Raw genomic sequence first — 18325 nt, 5'->3', positions numbered from 1 at the left:
GGGAAGGCATATCCTGTACTGGTAATGACAGGAGGATACCCATGGCGATCGATATCGACATCAGCGGAATGACGTGCGCCTCGTGCGTGGCGCGCGTCGAAAAGGCGATCAAGGCCGTGCCGGGCGTGCGCGACGCGAGCGTCAACCTGGCCACGGAACGCGCGGCCGTGCAGGGCGAGGGGCTCGACCTGCAGGCCATCCTGGCCGCCGTCGAGCGGGCCGGCTACACGGCGCGGCCGACCGGGACTCCGAAGGCGGAAACTGCGCCGGGCCTGCCGACGTGGTGGCCCGTGGCGCTGGCAGCGTTGCTGAGCCTTCCCCTCATCGCGCCGATGCTGCTGGCACCGTTCGGCATCGACTGGATGCTGCCCGGCTGGCTGCAATTGCTGCTGGCGACGCCCGTCCAGTTCTGGCTCGGCGCGCGCTTTTACCGCGCGGGCTGGAAGGCGCTGCGGGCCGGCGCCGGCAACATGGACCTGCTCGTGGCCATCGGCACGTCGGCCGCGTATTTCCTGTCGCTCTGGCAGTTGCTGAATGCGGGCGGCCACGGCCACCTGTACTTCGAATCGGCCGCGGTCGTCGTCATGCTCGTGCTGCTCGGTAAATGGCTGGAAGGCCGGGCGAAGCACCAGACCGTCGCGGCGATCCGCGCGCTCGAGGCGCTGCGGCCTTCGGAAGCCATCGTCCGGCGCGACGGCCGCGACACCGTCATGGCACTCGACGCCCTGCGCGCCGGCGACCTGATGGTCGTGCGGCCGGGCGAGCGCGTGCCCGCCGACGGCAAGGTCGTGGAAGGCGCGAGCCACCTCGACGAAGCGCTGCTGACGGGCGAAAGCCTGCCCGTGGCGAAGGGCGCGGGCGATCGCGTGACGGGCGGCGCCGTCAACGGCGAAGGCCTGCTGCTCGTCGAGGCGACCGCGGTCGGCGCGGACAGCATGCTGGCCCGGATCATCCGCATGGTCGAGGATGCGCAGGCCGCGAAGGCGCCGATCCAGCGCCTCGTCGACAAGGTCAGTGCCGTGTTCGTGCCCGTCGTGCTGCTGATTTCCCTGGTCACGCTGCTGGCATGGGGCTTCGCCACGGGCGACTGGCAGCAGGCATTGCTGAATGCCGTCGCGGTTCAGGTGATCGCGTGCCCGTGCGCGCTGGGTCTCGCCACGCCGACGGGCATCATGGTCGGCACGGGCGCCGCCGCGCGCCACGGGATCCTCATCAAGGACGCGGCAGCGCTGGAGACGGCGCACGCGTTGCAGATGGTCGTGTTCGACAAGACGGGCACGCTGACGGAAGGCCGTCCCCGCGTCGTGGCACTGGAAGGGGACGACCCGCCACGGCTGCTGGCGCTGGCTGCGGCCGTGCAGCAGGGCAGTGCGCACCCGCTGGCGCGGGCCGTGACGGCGCTGGCGGCGGCGCGGGACGTGGCCACGCCAGCCGCCACGGAAGCGGCGGCATTGCCCGGCCGCGGCGTGCGGGCCCGCGTGGACGGCGCAACCGTCTGGATCGGCAACCGCCGGTTGCTGGACGAAATCGGCGCCGGTTCCCCGGCTGCCGCATTGGTGGCCGCGGCCGAACGCCACGAGGCGGACGGGCGCACCGTGTCGTGGCTCGCGCGTGAAGCGGGCGGCGGCATCGGCGTGGAAGGCGTGCTCGCGTTCGGCGACAGCCTGAAACCGACGAGCCGCGCCGCCATCGCCCGCCTGCGCGATCTCGGCGTGGACAGCATGATGCTCAGCGGCGACAACGAAGGCAGCGCGCGCGCCGTCGCGCAGGCGCTCGGCCTGACGCGCTGGGTCGCGCAGGTGCAGCCGCAGGACAAGGCGGACGTCGTGCGCGGCCTGATGGCGGAAGGACGTACAGTGGGCATGGTGGGCGACGGCATCAACGACGCGCCGGCGCTGGCGGCGGCCCACGTCGGCATCGCGATGGCCGGCGGCACGGACGTCGCGCTGCACACGGCCGGCGTGACCCTGATGCGCGGCGACCCGCTGCTCGTCGCGGACGCCATCGACATCTCGGACCGCACGTGGCGCAAGATCCGCCAGAACCTCGTGTGGGCGTTCGTCTACAACGTCGTCGGCATCCCCGTCGCGGCCCTGGGCCTGCTGAACCCCGTGCTGGCCGGCGCGGCGATGGCACTGAGTTCCGTCAGCGTCGTGACCAACGCGCTGCTGCTGCGGCGCTGGCGGCCGGCGCCGCGGCCCGCACCCGAACCCATTCCAACCCAACCCCAAGGAGCACACAAGATGTATGAACTGACCGTCGAAGACATGAGCTGCGGCCACTGCGTGGGCCGCGTCACGAAGTCCGTGCAGGCCCTCGACAAGGATGCGAAAGTCGAAGTCGACCTGCCCACGAAGAAGGTCAAGGTCGACAGCGTTGCCGACCTCGACAAAATCGCCGAGGCGATCGTGGCGGCCGGCTATCCGGTCACCGCGAAAAGCGCTTGACGAGCCCCACGTACACGCGCCGGGCGACGTCGACGAGGACCGTGACCTGCGTGTTGCCCCGGACGGCGATCTGGCCGTCGGCCGTCACCGCCAGTTCGGGCGCCGCTTGCAGCACGTCCTGCGCGTCCCGGGGTGATACTGCGGCAGGTAAGCGTCGTCCCCGCGAAGGCGGGAACGACGGAGCTGCTTTGCTCAATGCCCCTCGTGTCCCCCGCGCTTGGCGGTCCCGATCACCGCCCCTGACGCCGGCGCCGCCGGTGCGCCGACCGCGTCGGGCACGGGACCCGTCCACTCGCGCGCCACCGTGCCGGCGGGATGCCTGTACCAGCCGGGATCGCGGTAATCGCCCCGCGCGAGGCCCTCGCGCACCTTGATGACGGTGAACATGCCGCCCATCTCGATGTCGCCGAACGGCCCGCGGCCCGCCATCATGGGCAACGTGTTTTCCGGCAGCGCCATGTGCATGCCGCCCATCGATCCGCCCTTGTCGCCCATGACCATGTAGCCCGGCACGAGGTCGTTGATCTTCTTCGCCACGCCGGCCTGGTCGACGCCGATCAGGTTCGGCATGGCGTGGCTCATCGCGTTCATCGTGTGGTGCGATTTATGGCAGTGGAACGCCCAGTCGCCGGGATTGTCGGCGACGAACTCGATGGCGCGCATCTGGCCCACGCCGATGTCGACCGTCACCTCGGGCCAGCGCGCGGCTGGAGGGATCCAGCCGCCGTCCGTGCCCGTCACCTCGAAGCGGTGGCCGTGGATGTGGAACGGGTGGTTGGTCATCGTCAGGTTGCCCATGCGGATGCGCACCTTGTCGTCCTTGCGCACGACCATCGGGTCGGTGCCGGGGAAGGCGCGGCTGTTGATGGTCCACAGGTTGAAGTCCAGCATCGTGTTCACGTTCGGCGTGTAGTTGCCCGGCTCGATGTCGTACGCATTCAGCAGGAACACGAAGTCGCGGTCGACGGCGTGCCGGCGCGGGTCCTTCGGGTGGGTGACCCAGAAGCCCATCATGCCCATCGCCATCTGCGTCATCTCGTCGCTGTGCGGGTGGTACATGAAGGTGCCGGCGTAGCGCGCGACGAATTCGTAGACGAACGTCTTGCCCGGCGCGATCGCGGGCTGCACGAGCCCCGCCACCCCGTCCATCCCGCTGGGCAGGATCTGGCCGTGCCAGTGGATCGTCGTCGCCTCCGGCAGTTTATTGGTCACGAAGATGCGCACCTTGTCGCCCTCGACGACCTCGATGGTGGGGCCCGGACTCTGGCCGTTGTAGCCCCACAGGTTCGCCTTCATGCCAGGCGCGATCTCGCGCACGACGGGTTCGGCGACCAGGTGGAATTCCTTGACGCCATCCTTCATGCGCCACGGCAGGCTCCAGCCGTTCAGGGTGACGACGGGGTTGTACGGACGGCCGCCCGGCGGATGCAGCGGCGGCTGGGTGGCGGGCGACGACTGGACCGGGGCTTCAGGAATGGCGGCCGCGCCGGCCTTCGACACGAGCGAGGCGCCGACCATGGCGCCGGCCGCGCCGGTGATGAAGTTGCGACGGGTGGTCATTGTGCGTGATCCTTGTGTTGCTGGGAACTGAGTCGGGTGCCGAGCGTGGCTTCCAGCTCGGCGTGGGCGGTCCAGAAGGTGTCCAGCGCCTCGATGTAGGCGCTGACCGCTTCGGCCTGCGCGCGCGCATCGGCCAGCAGGTCGTGCGGACTCGCGAGCATGCCGTTGTAGCGCAGCAGGACTTCCTTCCCGATCCTTTTGCGCAGCGGGAGGATCGTGTCGCGGTAGTGCTTCGCCACGTCGTATGCGTTGCGGTACGCGAGATAGCCTTCGCGCGCCTCGCTGCGCGCCGTGACGGCCGTGAGCGCGACCTTGTTCACCGCCTGCAGATACGTGGCTTCGGCACGGGCGACGCGCGCGCCGCCCCAGTCGAACAGCGGCAGTTCCAGCGACAGCGAGTAACCGCGCCCGGTCGGCTCGCCCGTCTGCATCTTGTTGGCGACGCCGAGGTCCAGCACGTTGATGAAGCGCGTCGTGCGCGTGAGCCCGAGATCCGCCGCGGTGGCGGCCGCCTCGGCCTGCGCCGCGCGCACGTCCAGGCGCTGCGCCAGCGCGATGCGTTCGACGTCCGGCAGCTCCGCCGGCGCGGCCGGCAGGTCGGGCAGGTGGTCGGGCAGGGCGTAGTTCGCGTCCTGGCCCCACAGGCCCAACGCGCGCGTGAGGCGCTCGCGCGTGCTCGTTGCGCGCTTGTCCGCGCGTGCGGCGTCGCGCGCCGCTTCGGCCAGGAACACCTGTTCGCGCGCCAGTTCGAGCTGGTTCGTGTTGCCGGCCTTCGCCATGCGGCCCTTGAGTTCCGCGCCCGCTTCCGCGGATGCCTGCACGCGGCGCGCGTACTCCAGCGTCTGCCGCGCGGAGACCGCCTCGATCCACGCCGTGCGCGTCTCGAGCGCATGGCGTTCGATGGCCGCGCCCACCTCGCGTTTCACCTGTTCGAAACGGCGCGTCTCCATGCGCGCGGCCAGCGGCGTCGTCAGGAGGCCGACGAGGTCGAGCGTGATGCCGCGCTCGATCTCGAGGACGCCGCCGCCGGCGAGCTGCGTGAAGTCGAACGAGGGATTGCGGGGCCGCGCCGCCTGCGCGAGATCCGCCTGCGCGATGCCGACGTTCCAGTACGTGGCCTGCAGCCCCGGGTGGTTGACGAGCGCGATGCGCACGGCCGTGTCCATGTCCAGCGGCCGGCCTTCCCGGAACACGGGCAGGTCGCGCAGCGTTGCGGCGAGCGCGCCTTGCCCGGTGGCGTCGCGCGTCAGTTGCGGCGCGGTGCCGATGCGGTTTTGTGTCGTGGCGGCGACATCGCCGAAGCCGCCGTCCGGCGTGACCGTGGCGCAGCCGGCCAGCAGGGCCAGCGCGGCGGCGGAAGAAGTCTGTACGAGCGCGTGTACGCGCGTGTGTCGTTTCATGTCGTCCTCGTTGCGAATGCGTGAATGGCACCGCCGCGCACGGGCGCGGGCGGCGACTACGGCGATCAGGCGGCGAGGCGGCGCGGAGGGCGTTCGAGCAGGGGCGGGTCGACGCTGGCCAGGTGGCCGGCGCGGAAGGGGATCGCGGTGGAAGGCGGCGGGAACGCCGGAGGAACGAGCGGCACGGGCACGAGCGCGACGACGATGCAGCAATCGCCGCAGGCGCCGCGGTGCTCGTGCTGGTGAGCGCTGTCGTCCGCCCTGGCCACGGCCGTGGCGTGGCAGTGCTGCGCGACCGGCGTCGCGTGCGTGATGGCCGGTGCAATCACGGACGGCAGCATGCGTGCCGCAGCCAGGCCCTGGAAGGGCAGGGCGAGCAGCAACAGCCAGGCGATCAGTGAGCGCATCACGGTCTTCATCGGGCGCATTCTAGCACGATGGACTGTTGCATTTCGATGCATCCAGGGCGTAATAAATGATGCAAGAATGGCCACGCGTGCTAGCATAATGTTATTACAACGAGAACAAACGGGGACGGGATGTTGAGGCGCATGTTCGCGATACGGACCATGCGCAGCCAGCGCCAGGTAGGCGAACGGGCCGCGCAGGTCATCGACCGGGTGATCTTCGACATGGGCGTGGATCGCCTCGTACAAGGCTCGTTCGCGCTGGACCGTCACTTGCGCCCGCACTTTTCCAGCGCGCCCGTCATGCCGGGCCGCGCCGGGGTCGCGGTGGCGCTGGCGCAGCTGGCGGAATGCACTGTGCTGTCCGCCGTGGCGAAGCGCGATCCCGATCCGGCGGTGCTGCGGCTGCACACCGCGGCCGTCGTCGACGGCCTGCTGCGCGAGTTCCGCGCCCGTTCGCCGCGGTTCCGGGCGCTGCCCGTCGCGCAGGCCGATCAGCGCATCGCCGAGCGCAGCGCGCCCGATTCGAAATAGATGTGGCGGATGGCCGGATACACGGCCGTCACGGCCTTTTCGAGGCGCTCGATCGCCGCCTCCACTTCGTCGATGCGCATGCCGCGGTTGAAACGCACGGCCGCCGTCAGCAGGACTTCGTCCGGCCCCAGCTGCATGCTGAGCAGCTTGCCGACGTCTTCGATGGCCGGATCGTCGCGCAGGATTTCGCACACGTGCCGCGTGGCGTCCGTGCCGATGCCTTCGCCCACGAGCAGCGCGCCGGTCTCGCGCGCGAGGGCGAACGCGGCGCCCACGAGCAGGAGGCCGATCAGCACCGACGCGGCCGGATCGAAATACGGGCTGTCGAACACATGGCCGAGCAGGATGCCGGCGGCCGCGATGGCGAGGCCCAGCAGGGCGGCCGTGTCTTCGATGAACACGGTGAACACGGAGGCGTCCTTGCTGGCGTGGACCGTCTGCCACAGCGAGGCGCCCGCCTTGCGCCGCTTGTTCAACGCCTTGCGCGACACGTTCCAGCTATAGCCTTCGAAGCACGCCGACACGCCCAGCACGACGTAGTTCCACATCGGATCCTCCAGCGGCTCCGGATGGCGCAACGCGCTGATGCCGTGGTAGATGGACAATCCGCCGCCCAGCGAGAACACGGACAGCGCGACGAGCAGCGCCCAGAAATACAAGGCCTTGCCGTAGCCGAACGGATGCCGCTTGTCCGGCGGCTTCTCGCTGTTGCGCTCACCGACCAGCAACAGGAATTCGTTGCCCGTGTCGACGGCGGAGTGGATGCCTTCGGCCAGCATCGCGGCGCTGCCGGTGATGGCGGCGACGACGAACTTGGCGGCGGCGATGCCCAGGTTGGCGACGATCGCCGCGTAGATCACCTTGCGCGAGCCGCCGTCTGTTCCGCTTTCTTCCCTGTTTGTTTCCGTCATGGTGTGTGAGCGCTGATATCATCCTGTCTATGTCGAACCAAGTGTAGCCAATCCGCGTGGAGCGGCTTGCACGGCTGGGAGCGGGTGGATGAGCGTACGTAACCTCAAGCAACTGTTTGCCCCGAAGTCGGTGGCGCTCGTCGGCGCGTCGGAACGTCCGGGAAGCGTCGGCGCGACCATGCTGCGCAACCTGCGCGAAGGGGGCTTCAAGAGGCGGCTGTACCCCGTGAACCCGAAGTACGGGACGCTGGACGGCCTGGAGGTCTGGCCGGACGTCGCGCGACTGCCGGCGGCGCCGGACCTGGCGATCATCTGCACGCCGCCGTCCACCCTCCCCGGCATCGTGCGCAGCCTCGGCGAGCTGGGGACGCGGGCGGCCATCGTGATGAGCGCCGGCGTGTCGACGGCGCGCGACCTGCGCGGCCGCAGCATCAAGCAGGCGATGCTCGATGCCGCCAACCCGTATTTGCTGCGCATCCTCGGCCCGAACAGTTCCGGGCTGCTGGCGCCGGGCATCGGCCTGAACGCGAGCATTGCGATGGGCGGCGCGGCGGCGGGGCGGATCGCGTTCGTGTCCGAATCGGGCGCGCTGATGGCGGGCGTGCTCGATTGGGCACGCACGCGCAACGTCGGCTTTTCCACGATCCTCGCGCTGGGCGAATCGTCCGACGTCGACTTCGGCGACGTGCTCGATTACCTGGCCAGCGATCCCGGCACGTCCGCCATCCTGGTGCATGCGGAGAGCGTGCGCTACGCCCGCAAGTTCATGTCGGCCGCGCGCGCGGCGGCGCGCAGCAAGCCGACCTTGATGCTCAAGGCCGGACGGTCGCTGGAAGCGGCGGCGGCCGGTGCCTGCCTGTCCGGCGTGCTCGCGCGGCCGGACGACGTCTACGACGCCGCCATCCGCCGCGCCGGCATGCTGCGCGTGTACACGACCGACCAGCTGTTCGCGGCCGTGGAAACGCTGGCGCGCGCGAAGCCGCTGTTCGGCGAGCGGCTGGCGCTCCTCGGCAACGGCGCCGGCCCCGTCGTGCTGGCGAGCGACGCGCTGCAGTACGGCGGCGGCCAGCAGGCGGAACTCGCGCCGGAGACGGTGTCCAGGCTGCGCGACCTCGTGCCCGAATGGAGCGGCACCGGTGAACTGAACCTGCGCGGCGACGCGCCGCCCGAGCGCTACCGCGACGTCATCGACGTGCTGCTGCACGACCCGCAGGCCAACGCCGTCGTGATGATCCACGCGCCGAATGCGGTCGTCGATCCGGCCGACGTGGCGCGCGCCGTGGCGCCGCTGGCGAAGGCGTCGTCGCGCAACGTGCTCGCGTGCTGGCTCGGACTGCAGTCCGTGGGCGAGGCGCGCACGATCGCGTACGAGGCGGGCATGCCGGCCTACCGCACGCCGGAAGCGGCCGTGAACGGCTTCCTGCAGATCGTGAACTTCCGCCGCAACCAGCAGTTGCTGATGGAAGTGCCGGCGTCCGTCGGCGACGGCGAGCCGGACCGCGAACGCGCGCGCGGCCTCGTGCGCGCCGCGCTGGAGCGTGGCCGCCGGACGGGCCGCTACCTGCTGGACGACCCGGACACGAAGGCGATCCTGGACGCCTACGGCATCCCCACCGTCCCCACGCGCGCCGCGGCGACCCCGGACGAGGCGGTGGCGATGGCGGCGGACATCGGCTATCCGGTCGCCGTGAAAATCCTGTCGCCGGACGTGGTGCAAAAGTCCGACGTGGGCGGCGTCTCGCTCGACCTGGACACGCCCGACGCCGTGCGCGCGGCGACGGAACGCATGGCGCGACGCCTCGCGGAACTGAAGCCGGACGCGCGCCTGGACGGCTTCATCGTGCAGGCGATGGCGCGCAATCCGGAAGCGCACGAACTGATCGCGGGCGCCGCCACCGATCCCGTGTTCGGGCCCGTGATCCTGTTCGGCCAGGGCGGCCTCGCGGTGGAAGCGGTGAACGACCACGCCGTCGCGCTGCCGCCACTGAACACGGTGCTGGCGCGCGACCTCATCGCGCGCACGCGCGTGGCGCGCCAGCTGGCCGGCTACCGCAACCACCCGGCCGCGGACCTGGACGCGATCGCCGCCGTGCTCGTGCAGGTGGCGCGCCTCATCGCCGAGGTGCCGGAGATCGTCGAACTGGACATCAATCCGCTGCTCGCGGACGCCAACGGCGCCGTCGTGCTGGACGCGCGCATGCGCATCGCGATGGCCGACCGCGCCGGCAATGCGCTCGACCGGCTCGCGATCCGCCCGTATCCGGTCGAGCTGGAAGAAGTGGTGCCGTGGCAGGGCGGGACGATCCTGCTGCGGCCCATCCGCCCGGAAGACGGCGCCGCGCACGTGGCGTTCTTCAACGCGCTCACGCCGGACGACGTCCGCTACCGCATGTTCGTGCGCGTGCGCGAGCTGCAGCCCGCGCAGCTGGCGCGCTTTACGCAAATCGACTACGACCGCGAGATGGCCTTCATCGCCACGCGCACGGCGCCGGACGGTGATCCCGAAACGCTGGCCGTCGCCCGCGTCGTGGCGGACCCGGACAACATGAGCGCGGAATTCGCCGTGACGGTGCGCTCCGACCTGAAGGGCAAGGGCCTGGGCGTCATGTTGATGAACAAGCTGATCGCCTACTGCCGCGCGCGCGGCACGCGCGAGATCGTGGGCGAGGCGCTGCCGCAGAACGCGCCCGTCATCGGCCTCGTGAAGAAGCTCGGGTTCACCGTCGGGCCGGTGGACGAGGACGAGGGTGTGCGTAAATTCTGGCTGGAGTTGCGGTGACGTCGAACGACAAGATGGAAATGCGGCCGGCGACACGTGACGATGCAGGCGCGATGCTCGGACTGTTGCAAGCGGTGTGCGCGGAAGGCAGCGCACTGCCGTTCGTCGACGGCATCGACGACCACATGATCGACCAGGTCTGGCTGGGGGCCAGGGGCTGTGTGCTCGCCTGCGACGGTGGCGGCGTGCTCGGCATGTACCGCTATGGTCCGGCCATGCCGGGGCGAGGCTCGCACATCGCCACGGCCACCTTCCTGGTCGGCGAACATGCACGCAACCGGGGCGTCGGCCGGGCACTGGTCGAACACTGCATGCGATCGGCGCAGGCGGCTGGCTTCCGGGCCATGCAGCTCAACCAGGTCCTCCGCTGCAATCTGCCAGCGCTCGCCCTCTACCGAAGCCTGGGCTTTGCCGTCATCGGGACCGTGCCCGACGCGTTCGATCATATCCGGCACGGCTACGTCGATGCTCATATCATGTACCGGGCGCTTTGACCGGGGCACCCCGCTGGGTCGTGATAAACCGTGATTATTTTCCTGTTTGCATCACGTAAAATCGGTGCGGTTGAACCAATGGAGACGACATGGCTGAACTGATCGTGCGCAGGCGCGCCGGGGTGTTGCAGGACATGGCGCGCGACTACATCGTCCTCGTCGACGGCAACGAGCGCGGGCGCGTCGCCGACGGCCAGGAAATCCGCTTGGACGTGGAACCGGGGCGGCACCGCGTGCAGCTGAAGATCGGCTGGTGCGGCTCGCCGGCAGTCGACGTCGACGTGCCGGAAGGCAGTGCGCAGGTGCTCGACTGCGGTCCGAACGCGACGCTGCTGACGCTCCTCTTTTACGTGTTCTTCCGCGCCGGGCATTACCTGGCGCTGCAGCCGGGAGCGCGCGGCGCCGGCAGACCGCTCAGCGCCTGAACCGCACGTCTTCCCGCACGACGGGTGCGTCGCCACGCGCGTCCTTCGTGCCGCCTTTCGGTTTCTTCGGTTTCTTCGGCTTCTTGACGACCTGCCCGGCCGCATTCGTCTGCGGCACGCGGTGCTCGGGCTCGAAGCCGGCTTCGTCCTTGCGCTCCAGGGCCTGCTGCGTCAGCGCCTCGATGGCGGCCAGCTGCTGGACTTCGTCCGCGCACACGAGCGACACCGCTTCGCCGGACGCCCCCGCGCGGCCCGTGCGTCCCGTGCGGTGCACGTAGTCTTCCGCCACGATGGGCAGGTCGACGTTGACGACGACCGGCAGTTCCTCGATGTCGAGGCCGCGCGCGGCGACGTCGGTCGCGACGAGCACGCGCACCTCGCCCGCCTTGAAGCGGTCGAGCGCGCGCAGGCGGGCGGGCTGCGGCTTGTCGCCGTGGATCGAGTCGGCCGCGATGCCTTTCGCGTCGAGCAGGTCGACCAGCTGGTCGACGCCCTTGCGGGTCTTGACGAACGCGAGGACCTGCGGCCAGCCATGGCGCTTCAGCAGGTGCAGGAACAGGTCCGGCTTGCGCTTCTTGTCGACGGGGACGATCCACTGGCGGATCGCCTTCACGGTCGTGTTGCGCGGCGTGGCCTCGATGCTGACCGGATCGACCAGCAGCTTCGTCGCCAGCGCCCGGATCGGGTCGGAGAAAGTAGCGGAGAAGAGCAGGGTCTGGCGGCGCTTGGGCAGCAGCGCGAGCAGGTTGTCGATGTCGCGCGAAAAGCCGAGATCGAGCATGCGGTCCGCCTCGTCCAGCACGAGGGTCTGCACCTGGTTGAAGCGCACCGCGTTCTGGCGCTGCAGGTCGAGCAGGCGTCCCGGCGTGGCGACGAGGACGTCGACGCCTTTACGCAGGCGCATCATTTGCGGATTGATGCTGACGCCGCCGTACGCGACCATCGTGCGCAGCGGCAGTCCGGCCCCGTAGGCGCGCACGCTCTCGTGTACCTGTTCGGCCAGTTCGCGCGTCGGCACGAGGATCAGGGAGCGCGCCGAATTGCCCGCCACCTGTGCGCCGTCCATCACGAGCCGCTGCAGCAGGGGCAGGGCGAAGCCGGCGGTCTTGCCGGTGCCCGTCTGGGCGGCCGCCATGACGTCACGGCCGGCCAGCACGGCGGGAATCGCCTGCGACTGGACGGCGGTGGGCGTGGTGTAGGACAGCGAAGCGAGGGTGCGCGTGATCTGGTCGATCAGGCCGAGCGATGCGAACGACATGGTGAACGAGGCGGTTTGTAAAAGGCGACAGTGTAACCTGTCGGTGCAGGGAGGGGACGTGGAGACATTCCGGATCAGGTCCGTAAGCGGCGGAACGGGACAGCGCGTCGAATTTTGCGGGGATCACCGGGCGCCGGGATTTCCGGACTTCGCGCGCCTCCTGGCCACTGGCCTCGGTGCCACGAGCGCACCGACATCCGCGCCGGCGATGATGGCGAGCGACCGCTATGTGGGCGCATGGTCGTACGCGGGCGGATGCTACGAGATCGACGACGACGTGTGGGCCTGTGTCATTCATGCCCGCGACGGGGGTGACCGGGTCGTGGCCGACATCGAACGGGCGCTGGTGCGCAGCGGCCGGTTCGTCAGAGACGACGCGCCGGGTTGAGTTGCGGTGCCCAGGTTCGCTGGACCGCGTACAGGACGCGGATGACGGCCGCCGGATTCTTCAAGCCGGCTTCAAGGCATATCGGCGGCGCGCCCGGGCGCGACGACGAGCACGACGGCCCACAGTGCGAACCGGAGCGCCCGGTCGACGGCGAAGACGCAGCAGGTCCAGGCGGCGAGCTGCGCGAGCGAAGAACCGTGGCCGGGCAGTGCGGCGTCCAGCCCGGCGGCGCGCAGCAGCGCATGGGCCAGCGCCATCGCGCAAAACAGGCAGGGGAGTTCGACCCACCGGTATTTTTCGAATAGCTTTTTCATTGCTGCCTTGTCGTGTAAAGACGGTAATGTAGCATGGCTCGCGCGCCGCAAAACACGCCGATTGTCACGCCCCGCAAGTGAACGCGAAGTCCACCTCCGGCGTCCTCCCCGACACGATGTCCGCGATGGCCCGCCCCGACCCGCACCCCATCGTCCAGCCGAGCGTCCCGTGCCCCGTGTTCAGGTACAGGTTCGCGTAGCGCGTGCGGCCGATGTACGGGACGTTCGAGGGCGTCAGCGGGCGCAGGCCGGCCCAGTAGGTCGGGTTGTCGTAGTCGCAGGCGTCCGGGAACAGCGCGCGCACGCGGCGCGTGATCGCGTCGCAGCGCACGGGGTTCAGGTCGCGCGTGTAGCCGTTCAGTTCGCACGTGCCGGCCACGCGCAGGCGGTCGCCGAGGCGCGAGAACACGAGCTTGTGGCCGTCGTCCGTCAGCGAGACCGTGGGCGCCGCGTCCGGGTCGAGGATGGGGTAGGTGGCGGAATATCCCTTGCCTGGATAGATCAGCAGCCGGATGCCCAGCGGCGCCAGCAGCCCGACGGAAAAACTGCCAAGGGCGACGACGACGGCGTCCGCATGCAGCACGCGGTGGCGGCCGTCCGCATCGATGATTTCCACGCCGCGGATGCGGTCGCCTTCGGCCAGCAGGCGCGTGACGGTCGTGTTGTACGTGAAACGGATGCCGGCCGCCGCGCCGTGTGCCGCGAGCTGCGTCGTGAAGCGGTGGACGTCGCCCGATTCGTCGGTGGCCGTGAAGTCGCCGCCGACGAGCTTGCGGCGGACGGCCGCGAGGGCCGGCTCGATCCGCACGGCCTCGTCGGCATCGACCGTCATGCGCGGGCAGCCCAGGTCGCGCATCGCGGCGGCCGCGTGGCAGGCGCGCTCGAATTCCCGGGCGTCGGTGTAGAAGTGCAGGATGCCGCGCGTGAGGCTGTCGTACTCGATGCCGGTGCGCGCACGCAGCGCCTGCAGGCTGCGGCGGCTGTATTCGGCCATGGCGACGATCCGGCGCAGGTTGGCTGCCACGCGGCCGGGCGCGCATTCGCGCACGAATTGCAGGCACCAGCGCCATTGCAGCGGGTCGGCCCGCAGGCGGAACAGCAGCGGCGCGTCGGCGCGGCCCAGCGACTGCACGACCTTCAGCAGGCCGGCGGGCGTGGCCCACGGTTCGGCGTGCGAGACGGAGATCTGGCAGCCGTTCGCGAAGCTCGTTTCCTGCGCGGGGCCGCTCCGGCGTTCGATGACGGTGACGTCGTGGCCGGCTTCTGCGAGATACCAGGCGGATGCCGTGCCGACGACGCCGGCGCCCAGGACGATCACGTTCATGGGTGCGCGACCAGATGGAAAACGGGACGATGCATGCGGCTCCTCGTAAGTGCGACGGGTGGAGCCGGCAAGGGAGAACCGGAGCCGGTGCGCGACCGGAATCCGCATGCTTCCCTTCGCTGGCATTACCCAGATCAGGTTCGGAGGGTGTTTCTCACCCGCGGCCGCGGTGGCGGCTGCAGGACCCCTAGCGTTGCCTTATGGCAGGGAAGATTCTAACACGAGGATGCACGGGGACACCGGCCCGCGGACGGGGCCGGAAGGCGGGCAGGCCGCGCGGCGATCGCGCGGTCAGGCCGTGACGGCGATGGCGGCCGCGGCCGGCACGACGGTGGGCTTCACCGGTTCGCGCCGGTCCTGGCAGGCCACCAGCATGAGGCAGGCCAGGAGCAGCAGGCTCCAGCGTGCGCGATGGTTCATGATGCGCCTCCTTTGGCAGCATCGTAGCGCAACGCCGGGGCGCGCGGCGCGCCGGTCACATCGTCAGAACTGGTAGCCGATGCTCGCGCGCACGACCGGATAGACCTTCAGCGCATCCACGTCGTCGCGCAGGCGCAGGCGCTCCGCGGCGACGTCGCTGGCGAGGGCCTTGCAGACCGTGTTCGACACCGTGCAGCCGACGCTGGCCAGCTGGACGTTCGGATTGCCCTGGTAGAAGACGCCGAGATCGATGTTCGTGGTCCAGTGCGACGAGCGGGCCAGCGCGTTGCCCCAGCCGATGCCCAGGTAGGGCGCCGCCTTGCGGTAGTCGATGCGGCCGGTCAGCAGGCCGACGTCGGTAGCGGAATACGCGTGGCCGTTCAGCGTGAATCCACCGGTGCCGTTCGGTTTCGCTTTCGCATTGAACTTGTTGCCGTTGTAGACGAGACCGCCGGTCAGGTGGAAGGTGCTGCCTTCGGTCAGGTACCAGTCGAACAGCACGTCGAACGTCTGCAGCTTGCCCTTGATGTCGTAGTCGACGCCGTCGGACGTCTTGTCGAAGTTGTGGCGGAAGTAGTTGGCGCCGAAGCGGCCGTTCAAATAGGTTTCCATCGGCACGACGACGTGGAAGCCCACGCCGGTGGAGCCGAGGTCGGCCGTTACGCCGACCTGCGCGTTGGCGGCACCCGCCGCCAGCAGGGCGGCCGCGGCCAGCACGGTGTATTTTGCGAACATCGATAGCCTTTCAGTGGTTGAGGCCGCGATTGTAGCTGCGCACTTACTGCAGTGGAATTGTTGCGCTGCGGTTTGTGGTAATCCCGCCCGGAACGACAATGTAAGCAGGTGTTGCAGCGAATTGTGCATATGCTTTCATTTGATAAACTTCACTTAAACATTACAACGAGGTCATCCTATGAAAGCCCTGATCTTCGGCGTGGCGCTGTGCGCCGCCTCCCTCCCGGCCCTGGCGCAGACCAACGTCTCCGTCAGCATCGGCCAGCCCGGCTTCTATGGCCGCATCGACATCGGCGACTACGTGCCGCGTCCCGTCGTGTACGCGCCGCAGCCGGTGATCATCACGCCGGCGCCGCACTACGTGGCGGAACCGGTGTACCTGCGCGTGCCGCCGGGCCACCGCAAGCACTGGGCCAGGTTCTGCGGCCGCTACGGCGCCTGCGGCCGTCCGGTCCTGTTCGTGCGCGACGAGTGGTACACGAACACGTATGTGCCGCGCTACCGCGAGCATGTCGGCTACCGCGGCGACTACCGCGGCGGCCCGCGCGAAGTGCGTGTCGTCGAGCGCGTCGAGTACCGCGACGACCGCGGCCACCGCGGCGACTGGGACCGCGGCCACGGCAATGGCCATGGTCACGGTCACGGTCACGGCAAGGGTCACGGACACGGCCACGACTGATCCGTGCCGGGTGGTTTCGCCGCCCCGTAGTAAACTGCCTGCGTGAGCCCGGCAACGGGCGCGACCGACGGAGGCAGGCTTGCAAAGCGATATCGTGATCGTGGGCGGCGGGGCTGGCGGACTGGAGCTGGCCTGCAAACTGGGCCGCAAACTCGGCCCGGACAAGGTGACGCTGGTCGACAGCCGGCTGTACCACGTGTGGAAGCCGTCGCTGCACGAGGTGGCGGCCGGCACGCTGGATATCCACCAGGAAGGCCTGTCGTACCAGATGCTGGCGCACGACCGCGACTTTTCCTTCGTGTACGGCGCCATGACGGCGCTGGATGCGGCCGCGCACCGCATCACGATCGCTCCCGTCACCGCGGCCGGCGACGGCGAAGAAGTGCTGCCCGAGCGCACCCTCGGCTACCGCTCGCTCGTGATCGCCGTCGGCAGCACGTCGAATTATTTCGGCGTGCCCGGCGCGCGCGAACACACGATTTCCCTGAATGCCACCGAGGACGCCGAACGGTTCCGCCTGCGCCTGCTGCGCCTGCTCGCCCAGGCCGAGCAGCAAAAGGAGGACGGTGCCGGCGCCTCCGGGCTCGACATCGTCATCATCGGCGGCGGCGCCACGGGCGTCGAACTGGCGGCGGAATTGCGCGAGGCGTCCGGCGTGTATGCCGCGTATGGCTTCCGGCGCCTGCAGGTCAAGCGCGACGTGCGCATCACCTTGCTCGAAGGCGCGCCGCGCATCCTCGCGCCGCTGCCCGAGCGGGTGTCCGCCGCGGCCGCGCGCCTGCTCGACCAGCGCGCCATCCGCGTCGTGACGGATTGCCGCGTGAACGGCATCAGCCAGAAACAGGTCAGCGACAACAAGGGCAATGTCTATCCGGCCGACCTGTGCGTGTGGGCGGCGGGCATCCGCGCGCCGGAATTCCTGGGCTCGCTGGGGCTGCCGGTCGCGAAGGGCGGCCAGATCGAGGTGGACGCGCACCTGCGCGTGCAAGGCGTGCCCGACGTGTATGCGCTGGGCGACTGCGCCGCCTGCACGGACGGCAACGGCAAGCCGGTGCCGCCGCGTGCCCAGGCCGCGCACCAGCAGGCCGACTATCTGCTCAAGACGTTCCTGCGCCTCGACAAGGGCGAACAACCGCAGAAGGATCCCTACGTCTACCGCGATTACGGGTCGCTCGTCTCGATCGGCCGCGAGACGACGGTGGGCAGCCTGATGGGTTCGCTACGGGGCGCCAGCCTGTTCGTGGAAGGGTTCATGGCGCGCATCATGTACATGAGCCTGCACCTGATGCACCACAATGCCGTGCTGGGATCGCTGCGCACGGGCCTGATGGCGTTCGCGCGCTTCCTGATCCGGCGGACGACGCCGCTCGTCAAACTGCACTGAGCGTTACGTCGCCTCGCCGTTTCCCTGTTTTGGAAAGACCAGCGTGAGCGCGGTGCCCTTGCCGTCGGGTCCGGCGCCGATGGTCAAGGTGCCGCCCAGCGTGCGGGCCCGTTCGCGCAGCATGCGCAGGCCGTGGCAGCTCGCGGGCGGGGAGGCGGCCGTGCCGGGGCCGACGCCATCGTCGCGCACCGTCAGCATGGCCTGGTCGCCGTCGTCGTCGAGGATCACGTCGACCTTCGCCGCCTGCGCGTGCCTGACGATGTTGCGCAGGCCTTCCTCGGCGCAGCGCAGCAGCGCCACGCCCTGGGCGCGCGTGTAGTCGGGATCTTCGTCCGGCATGCTGGCTTTCGCCTTGATGCCGTGTTCGCGGCTCCATTCCTGCACGAGTTCCGCGATGGCGGCCTTGGGGCCGAGGAATTCCAGCTTGTCGTTCCAGAGCGCCAACTGCATCTTGCGGTTGGTCTCGATGATGTTGTTCAGCAGTTGCTTCATCTGCGCGGCGCGGTCGCGCTGCGGCTGTTCCTGCAGGTGCTGCGACAGCAGGCCGAGATGCATCGTCAGCGCCGTCATCGACGAACCGAGGCTGTCGTGCAGCCGGCGGGCCAGCAGGCGCCGTTCTTCGTCCCAGCAGGTCGTCATATGGGCCAGGAGTTCGGCCAGCTCGGCGGCACGCGCCGCATGCTGGCTGTCTTCCCCGGAATCCGGCGGGTGAGGTTCCGAAACTTTCATGAAGGCAACCAAATTATGTTTCTCGGGATGATACAACAGCTTGGCCCGGGACGGCGCAGGAATCGTCTTTGTGAGTTCCCGTACAGTCCGATGTTGCAGATCCGGTCATTCTAAGGGCTCTGGCCGAGCGCCGATAA

At 69.3% G+C, this 18325-nt stretch carries 19 protein-coding genes and 1 riboswitch; of the genes, 8 read left to right on the top strand and 11 right to left on the bottom strand.

The window, feature by feature from the left end:
• Nucleotides 1-41 precede the first annotated feature (41 nt).
• Nucleotides 42-2447, top strand: coding sequence for a heavy metal translocating P-type ATPase (locus ACL58G_RS23275; RefSeq protein WP_440963323.1), 2406 nt, complete (start codon nucleotides 42-44; stop codon nucleotides 2445-2447).
• Here the strand turns inward: ACL58G_RS23275 and ACL58G_RS23270 are convergent.
• The 4 genes from ACL58G_RS23270 to ACL58G_RS23255 form a co-directional block, all read right to left on the bottom strand.
• Nucleotides 2428-2562, bottom strand: coding sequence for a hypothetical protein (locus ACL58G_RS23270; RefSeq protein ID WP_440963322.1), 135 nt, complete (start codon nucleotides 2560-2562; stop codon nucleotides 2428-2430). The two genes, ACL58G_RS23275 and ACL58G_RS23270, sit on opposite strands and share 20 nt — an antisense overlap.
• Nucleotides 2563-2639: 77 nt before the next feature.
• Nucleotides 2640-4007, bottom strand: a complete 1368-nt coding sequence (locus tag ACL58G_RS23265; protein ID WP_440963321.1) for a multicopper oxidase family protein — start codon at nucleotides 4005-4007, stop codon at nucleotides 2640-2642.
• A complete protein-coding gene (locus tag ACL58G_RS23260) occupies nucleotides 4004-5407 on the bottom strand; it encodes a TolC family protein (RefSeq protein ID WP_440963320.1) in 1404 nt (467 codons plus the stop codon). Before ACL58G_RS23260 ends, ACL58G_RS23265 begins: the two co-directional genes overlap by 4 nt.
• Nucleotides 5408-5472: 65 nt before the next feature.
• Nucleotides 5473-5814, bottom strand: coding sequence for a hypothetical protein (locus tag ACL58G_RS23255; protein WP_440963319.1), 342 nt, complete (start codon nucleotides 5812-5814; stop codon nucleotides 5473-5475).
• Nucleotides 5815-5958: 144 nt separating this feature from the next.
• Here ACL58G_RS23255 and ACL58G_RS23250 point away from each other — a divergent pair, with 144 nt between their 5' ends.
• Nucleotides 5959-6348: a hypothetical protein gene (locus ACL58G_RS23250; RefSeq protein WP_440963318.1), complete on the top strand. Its 390-nt coding sequence runs from the start codon at nucleotides 5959-5961 to the stop codon at nucleotides 6346-6348.
• Here the strand turns inward: ACL58G_RS23250 and ACL58G_RS23245 are convergent.
• Nucleotides 6309-7259, bottom strand: coding sequence for a cation diffusion facilitator family transporter (locus ACL58G_RS23245; protein WP_440963317.1), 951 nt, complete (start codon nucleotides 7257-7259; stop codon nucleotides 6309-6311). The two genes, ACL58G_RS23250 and ACL58G_RS23245, sit on opposite strands and share 40 nt — an antisense overlap.
• Before the next feature lie 88 nt (nucleotides 7260-7347).
• Here ACL58G_RS23245 and ACL58G_RS23240 point away from each other — a divergent pair, with 88 nt between their 5' ends.
• The 3 genes from ACL58G_RS23240 to ACL58G_RS23230 all read left to right on the top strand — a co-directional run bounded on the left by ACL58G_RS23240 (nucleotide 7348) and on the right by ACL58G_RS23230 (nucleotide 10957).
• A complete protein-coding gene (locus ACL58G_RS23240; RefSeq protein WP_440963316.1) occupies nucleotides 7348-10038 on the top strand; it encodes a bifunctional acetate--CoA ligase family protein/GNAT family N-acetyltransferase in 2691 nt (896 codons plus the stop codon).
• Nucleotides 10035-10532 carry an N-acetyltransferase family protein gene (locus ACL58G_RS23235; RefSeq protein ID WP_440963315.1) on the top strand — a complete coding sequence of 166 codons (498 nt, stop codon included), beginning with the start codon at nucleotides 10035-10037 and terminating at the stop codon, nucleotides 10530-10532. The genes ACL58G_RS23240 and ACL58G_RS23235 overlap by 4 nt, the downstream gene beginning before the upstream one ends.
• A gap of 89 nt (nucleotides 10533-10621) precedes the next feature.
• Nucleotides 10622-10957, top strand: coding sequence for a hypothetical protein (locus ACL58G_RS23230; protein WP_440963314.1), 336 nt, complete (start codon nucleotides 10622-10624; stop codon nucleotides 10955-10957).
• Here the strand turns inward: ACL58G_RS23230 and ACL58G_RS23225 are convergent.
• Nucleotides 10947-12215 carry a DEAD/DEAH box helicase gene (locus ACL58G_RS23225; RefSeq protein WP_440963313.1) on the bottom strand — a complete coding sequence of 423 codons (1269 nt, stop codon included), beginning with the start codon at nucleotides 12213-12215 and terminating at the stop codon, nucleotides 10947-10949. The genes ACL58G_RS23230 and ACL58G_RS23225 overlap by 11 nt on opposite strands.
• Before the next feature lie 208 nt (nucleotides 12216-12423).
• Here ACL58G_RS23225 and ACL58G_RS23220 point away from each other — a divergent pair, with 208 nt between their 5' ends.
• Nucleotides 12424-12603, top strand: coding sequence for a hypothetical protein (locus tag ACL58G_RS23220; RefSeq protein ID WP_413388202.1), 180 nt, complete (start codon nucleotides 12424-12426; stop codon nucleotides 12601-12603).
• Nucleotides 12604-12674: 71 nt separating this feature from the next.
• On the opposite strand, the gene ACL58G_RS23215 is transcribed toward ACL58G_RS23220, so the two are convergent.
• From ACL58G_RS23215 to ACL58G_RS23200, 4 genes are all read right to left on the bottom strand, one after another.
• A complete protein-coding gene (locus tag ACL58G_RS23215) occupies nucleotides 12675-12917 on the bottom strand; it encodes a hypothetical protein (RefSeq protein WP_440963312.1) in 243 nt (80 codons plus the stop codon).
• Between the two features lie 64 nt (nucleotides 12918-12981).
• Complete coding sequence (locus tag ACL58G_RS23210) at nucleotides 12982-14241, bottom strand: D-amino acid dehydrogenase (protein ID WP_440963311.1); 1260 nt, start codon at nucleotides 14239-14241, stop codon at nucleotides 12982-12984.
• A gap of 94 nt (nucleotides 14242-14335) precedes the next feature.
• Nucleotides 14336-14440, bottom strand: a riboswitch (TPP riboswitch).
• A gap of 92 nt (nucleotides 14441-14532) precedes the next feature.
• Nucleotides 14533-14661 carry a hypothetical protein gene (locus tag ACL58G_RS23205; protein ID WP_413388205.1) on the bottom strand — a complete coding sequence of 43 codons (129 nt, stop codon included), beginning with the start codon at nucleotides 14659-14661 and terminating at the stop codon, nucleotides 14533-14535.
• 63 nt (nucleotides 14662-14724) lie between these two features.
• Nucleotides 14725-15396 (bottom strand): hypothetical protein, encoded by a 672-nt coding sequence (locus tag ACL58G_RS23200; RefSeq protein WP_440963310.1) that lies wholly within the window; start codon nucleotides 15394-15396, stop codon nucleotides 14725-14727.
• Between the two features lie 178 nt (nucleotides 15397-15574).
• Between ACL58G_RS23200 and ACL58G_RS23195 the strand changes: the two genes are divergently transcribed.
• Entirely contained in the window at nucleotides 15575-16075 is a 501-nt protein-coding gene (locus tag ACL58G_RS23195) for a hypothetical protein (protein WP_440963309.1), read from the top strand.
• Between the two features lie 79 nt (nucleotides 16076-16154).
• The gene (locus ACL58G_RS23190) at nucleotides 16155-17459 is read left to right on the top strand and encodes an NAD(P)/FAD-dependent oxidoreductase (RefSeq protein WP_440963308.1); all 1305 of its coding nucleotides are present in this window, start codon (nucleotides 16155-16157) and stop codon (nucleotides 17457-17459) included.
• A gap of 3 nt (nucleotides 17460-17462) precedes the next feature.
• Here ACL58G_RS23190 and ACL58G_RS23185 read toward each other — a convergent pair whose 3' ends face one another.
• Nucleotides 17463-18188: a sensor histidine kinase gene (locus ACL58G_RS23185; protein ID WP_413388208.1), complete on the bottom strand. Its 726-nt coding sequence runs from the start codon at nucleotides 18186-18188 to the stop codon at nucleotides 17463-17465.
• Between the last annotated feature and the right edge of the window lie 137 nt (nucleotides 18189-18325).

This window comes from Massilia sp. GER05, assembly GCF_052056005.1.
GTDB classification, from domain to species: Bacteria; Pseudomonadota; Gammaproteobacteria; order Burkholderiales; family Burkholderiaceae_D; genus Telluria; species Telluria orientalis.
The sequence above is the reverse complement of the archived record's forward strand: the minus strand, read 5'-3'. Positions and strand labels throughout refer to the sequence as shown.

What these genes read in the sequence shown, in the direction of transcription:
- ACL58G_RS23200 (WP_440963310.1), bottom strand. Translation starts at nt 15,396, where the DNA reads ATGTTCGCAAAATACACCGTGCTGGCCGCGGCCGCCCTGCTGGCGGCG.
- ACL58G_RS23275 (WP_440963323.1), top strand. Translation starts at nt 42, where the DNA reads ATGGCGATCGATATCGACATCAGCGGAATGACGTGCGCCTCGTGCGTG.
- ACL58G_RS23265 (WP_440963321.1), bottom strand. Translation starts at nt 4,007, where the DNA reads ATGACCACCCGTCGCAACTTCATCACCGGCGCGGCCGGCGCCATGGTC.
- ACL58G_RS23220 (WP_413388202.1), top strand. Translation starts at nt 12,424, where the DNA reads ATGATGGCGAGCGACCGCTATGTGGGCGCATGGTCGTACGCGGGCGGA.
- ACL58G_RS23205 (WP_413388205.1), bottom strand. Translation starts at nt 14,661, where the DNA reads ATGAACCATCGCGCACGCTGGAGCCTGCTGCTCCTGGCCTGCCTCATG.
- ACL58G_RS23225 (WP_440963313.1), bottom strand. Translation starts at nt 12,215, where the DNA reads ATGTCGTTCGCATCGCTCGGCCTGATCGACCAGATCACGCGCACCCTC.
- ACL58G_RS23230 (WP_440963314.1), top strand. Translation starts at nt 10,622, where the DNA reads ATGGCTGAACTGATCGTGCGCAGGCGCGCCGGGGTGTTGCAGGACATG.
- ACL58G_RS23240 (WP_440963316.1), top strand. Translation starts at nt 7,348, where the DNA reads ATGAGCGTACGTAACCTCAAGCAACTGTTTGCCCCGAAGTCGGTGGCG.
- ACL58G_RS23210 (WP_440963311.1), bottom strand. Translation starts at nt 14,241, where the DNA reads ATGAACGTGATCGTCCTGGGCGCCGGCGTCGTCGGCACGGCATCCGCC.
- ACL58G_RS23245 (WP_440963317.1), bottom strand. Translation starts at nt 7,259, where the DNA reads ATGACGGAAACAAACAGGGAAGAAAGCGGAACAGACGGCGGCTCGCGC.
- ACL58G_RS23260 (WP_440963320.1), bottom strand. Translation starts at nt 5,407, where the DNA reads ATGAAACGACACACGCGCGTACACGCGCTCGTACAGACTTCTTCCGCC.
- ACL58G_RS23195 (WP_440963309.1), top strand. Translation starts at nt 15,575, where the DNA reads ATGAAAGCCCTGATCTTCGGCGTGGCGCTGTGCGCCGCCTCCCTCCCG.
- ACL58G_RS23250 (WP_440963318.1), top strand. Translation starts at nt 5,959, where the DNA reads ATGTTCGCGATACGGACCATGCGCAGCCAGCGCCAGGTAGGCGAACGG.
- ACL58G_RS23215 (WP_440963312.1), bottom strand. Translation starts at nt 12,917, where the DNA reads ATGAAAAAGCTATTCGAAAAATACCGGTGGGTCGAACTCCCCTGCCTG.
- ACL58G_RS23255 (WP_440963319.1), bottom strand. Translation starts at nt 5,814, where the DNA reads ATGCGCTCACTGATCGCCTGGCTGTTGCTGCTCGCCCTGCCCTTCCAG.
- ACL58G_RS23185 (WP_413388208.1), bottom strand. Translation starts at nt 18,188, where the DNA reads ATGAAAGTTTCGGAACCTCACCCGCCGGATTCCGGGGAAGACAGCCAG.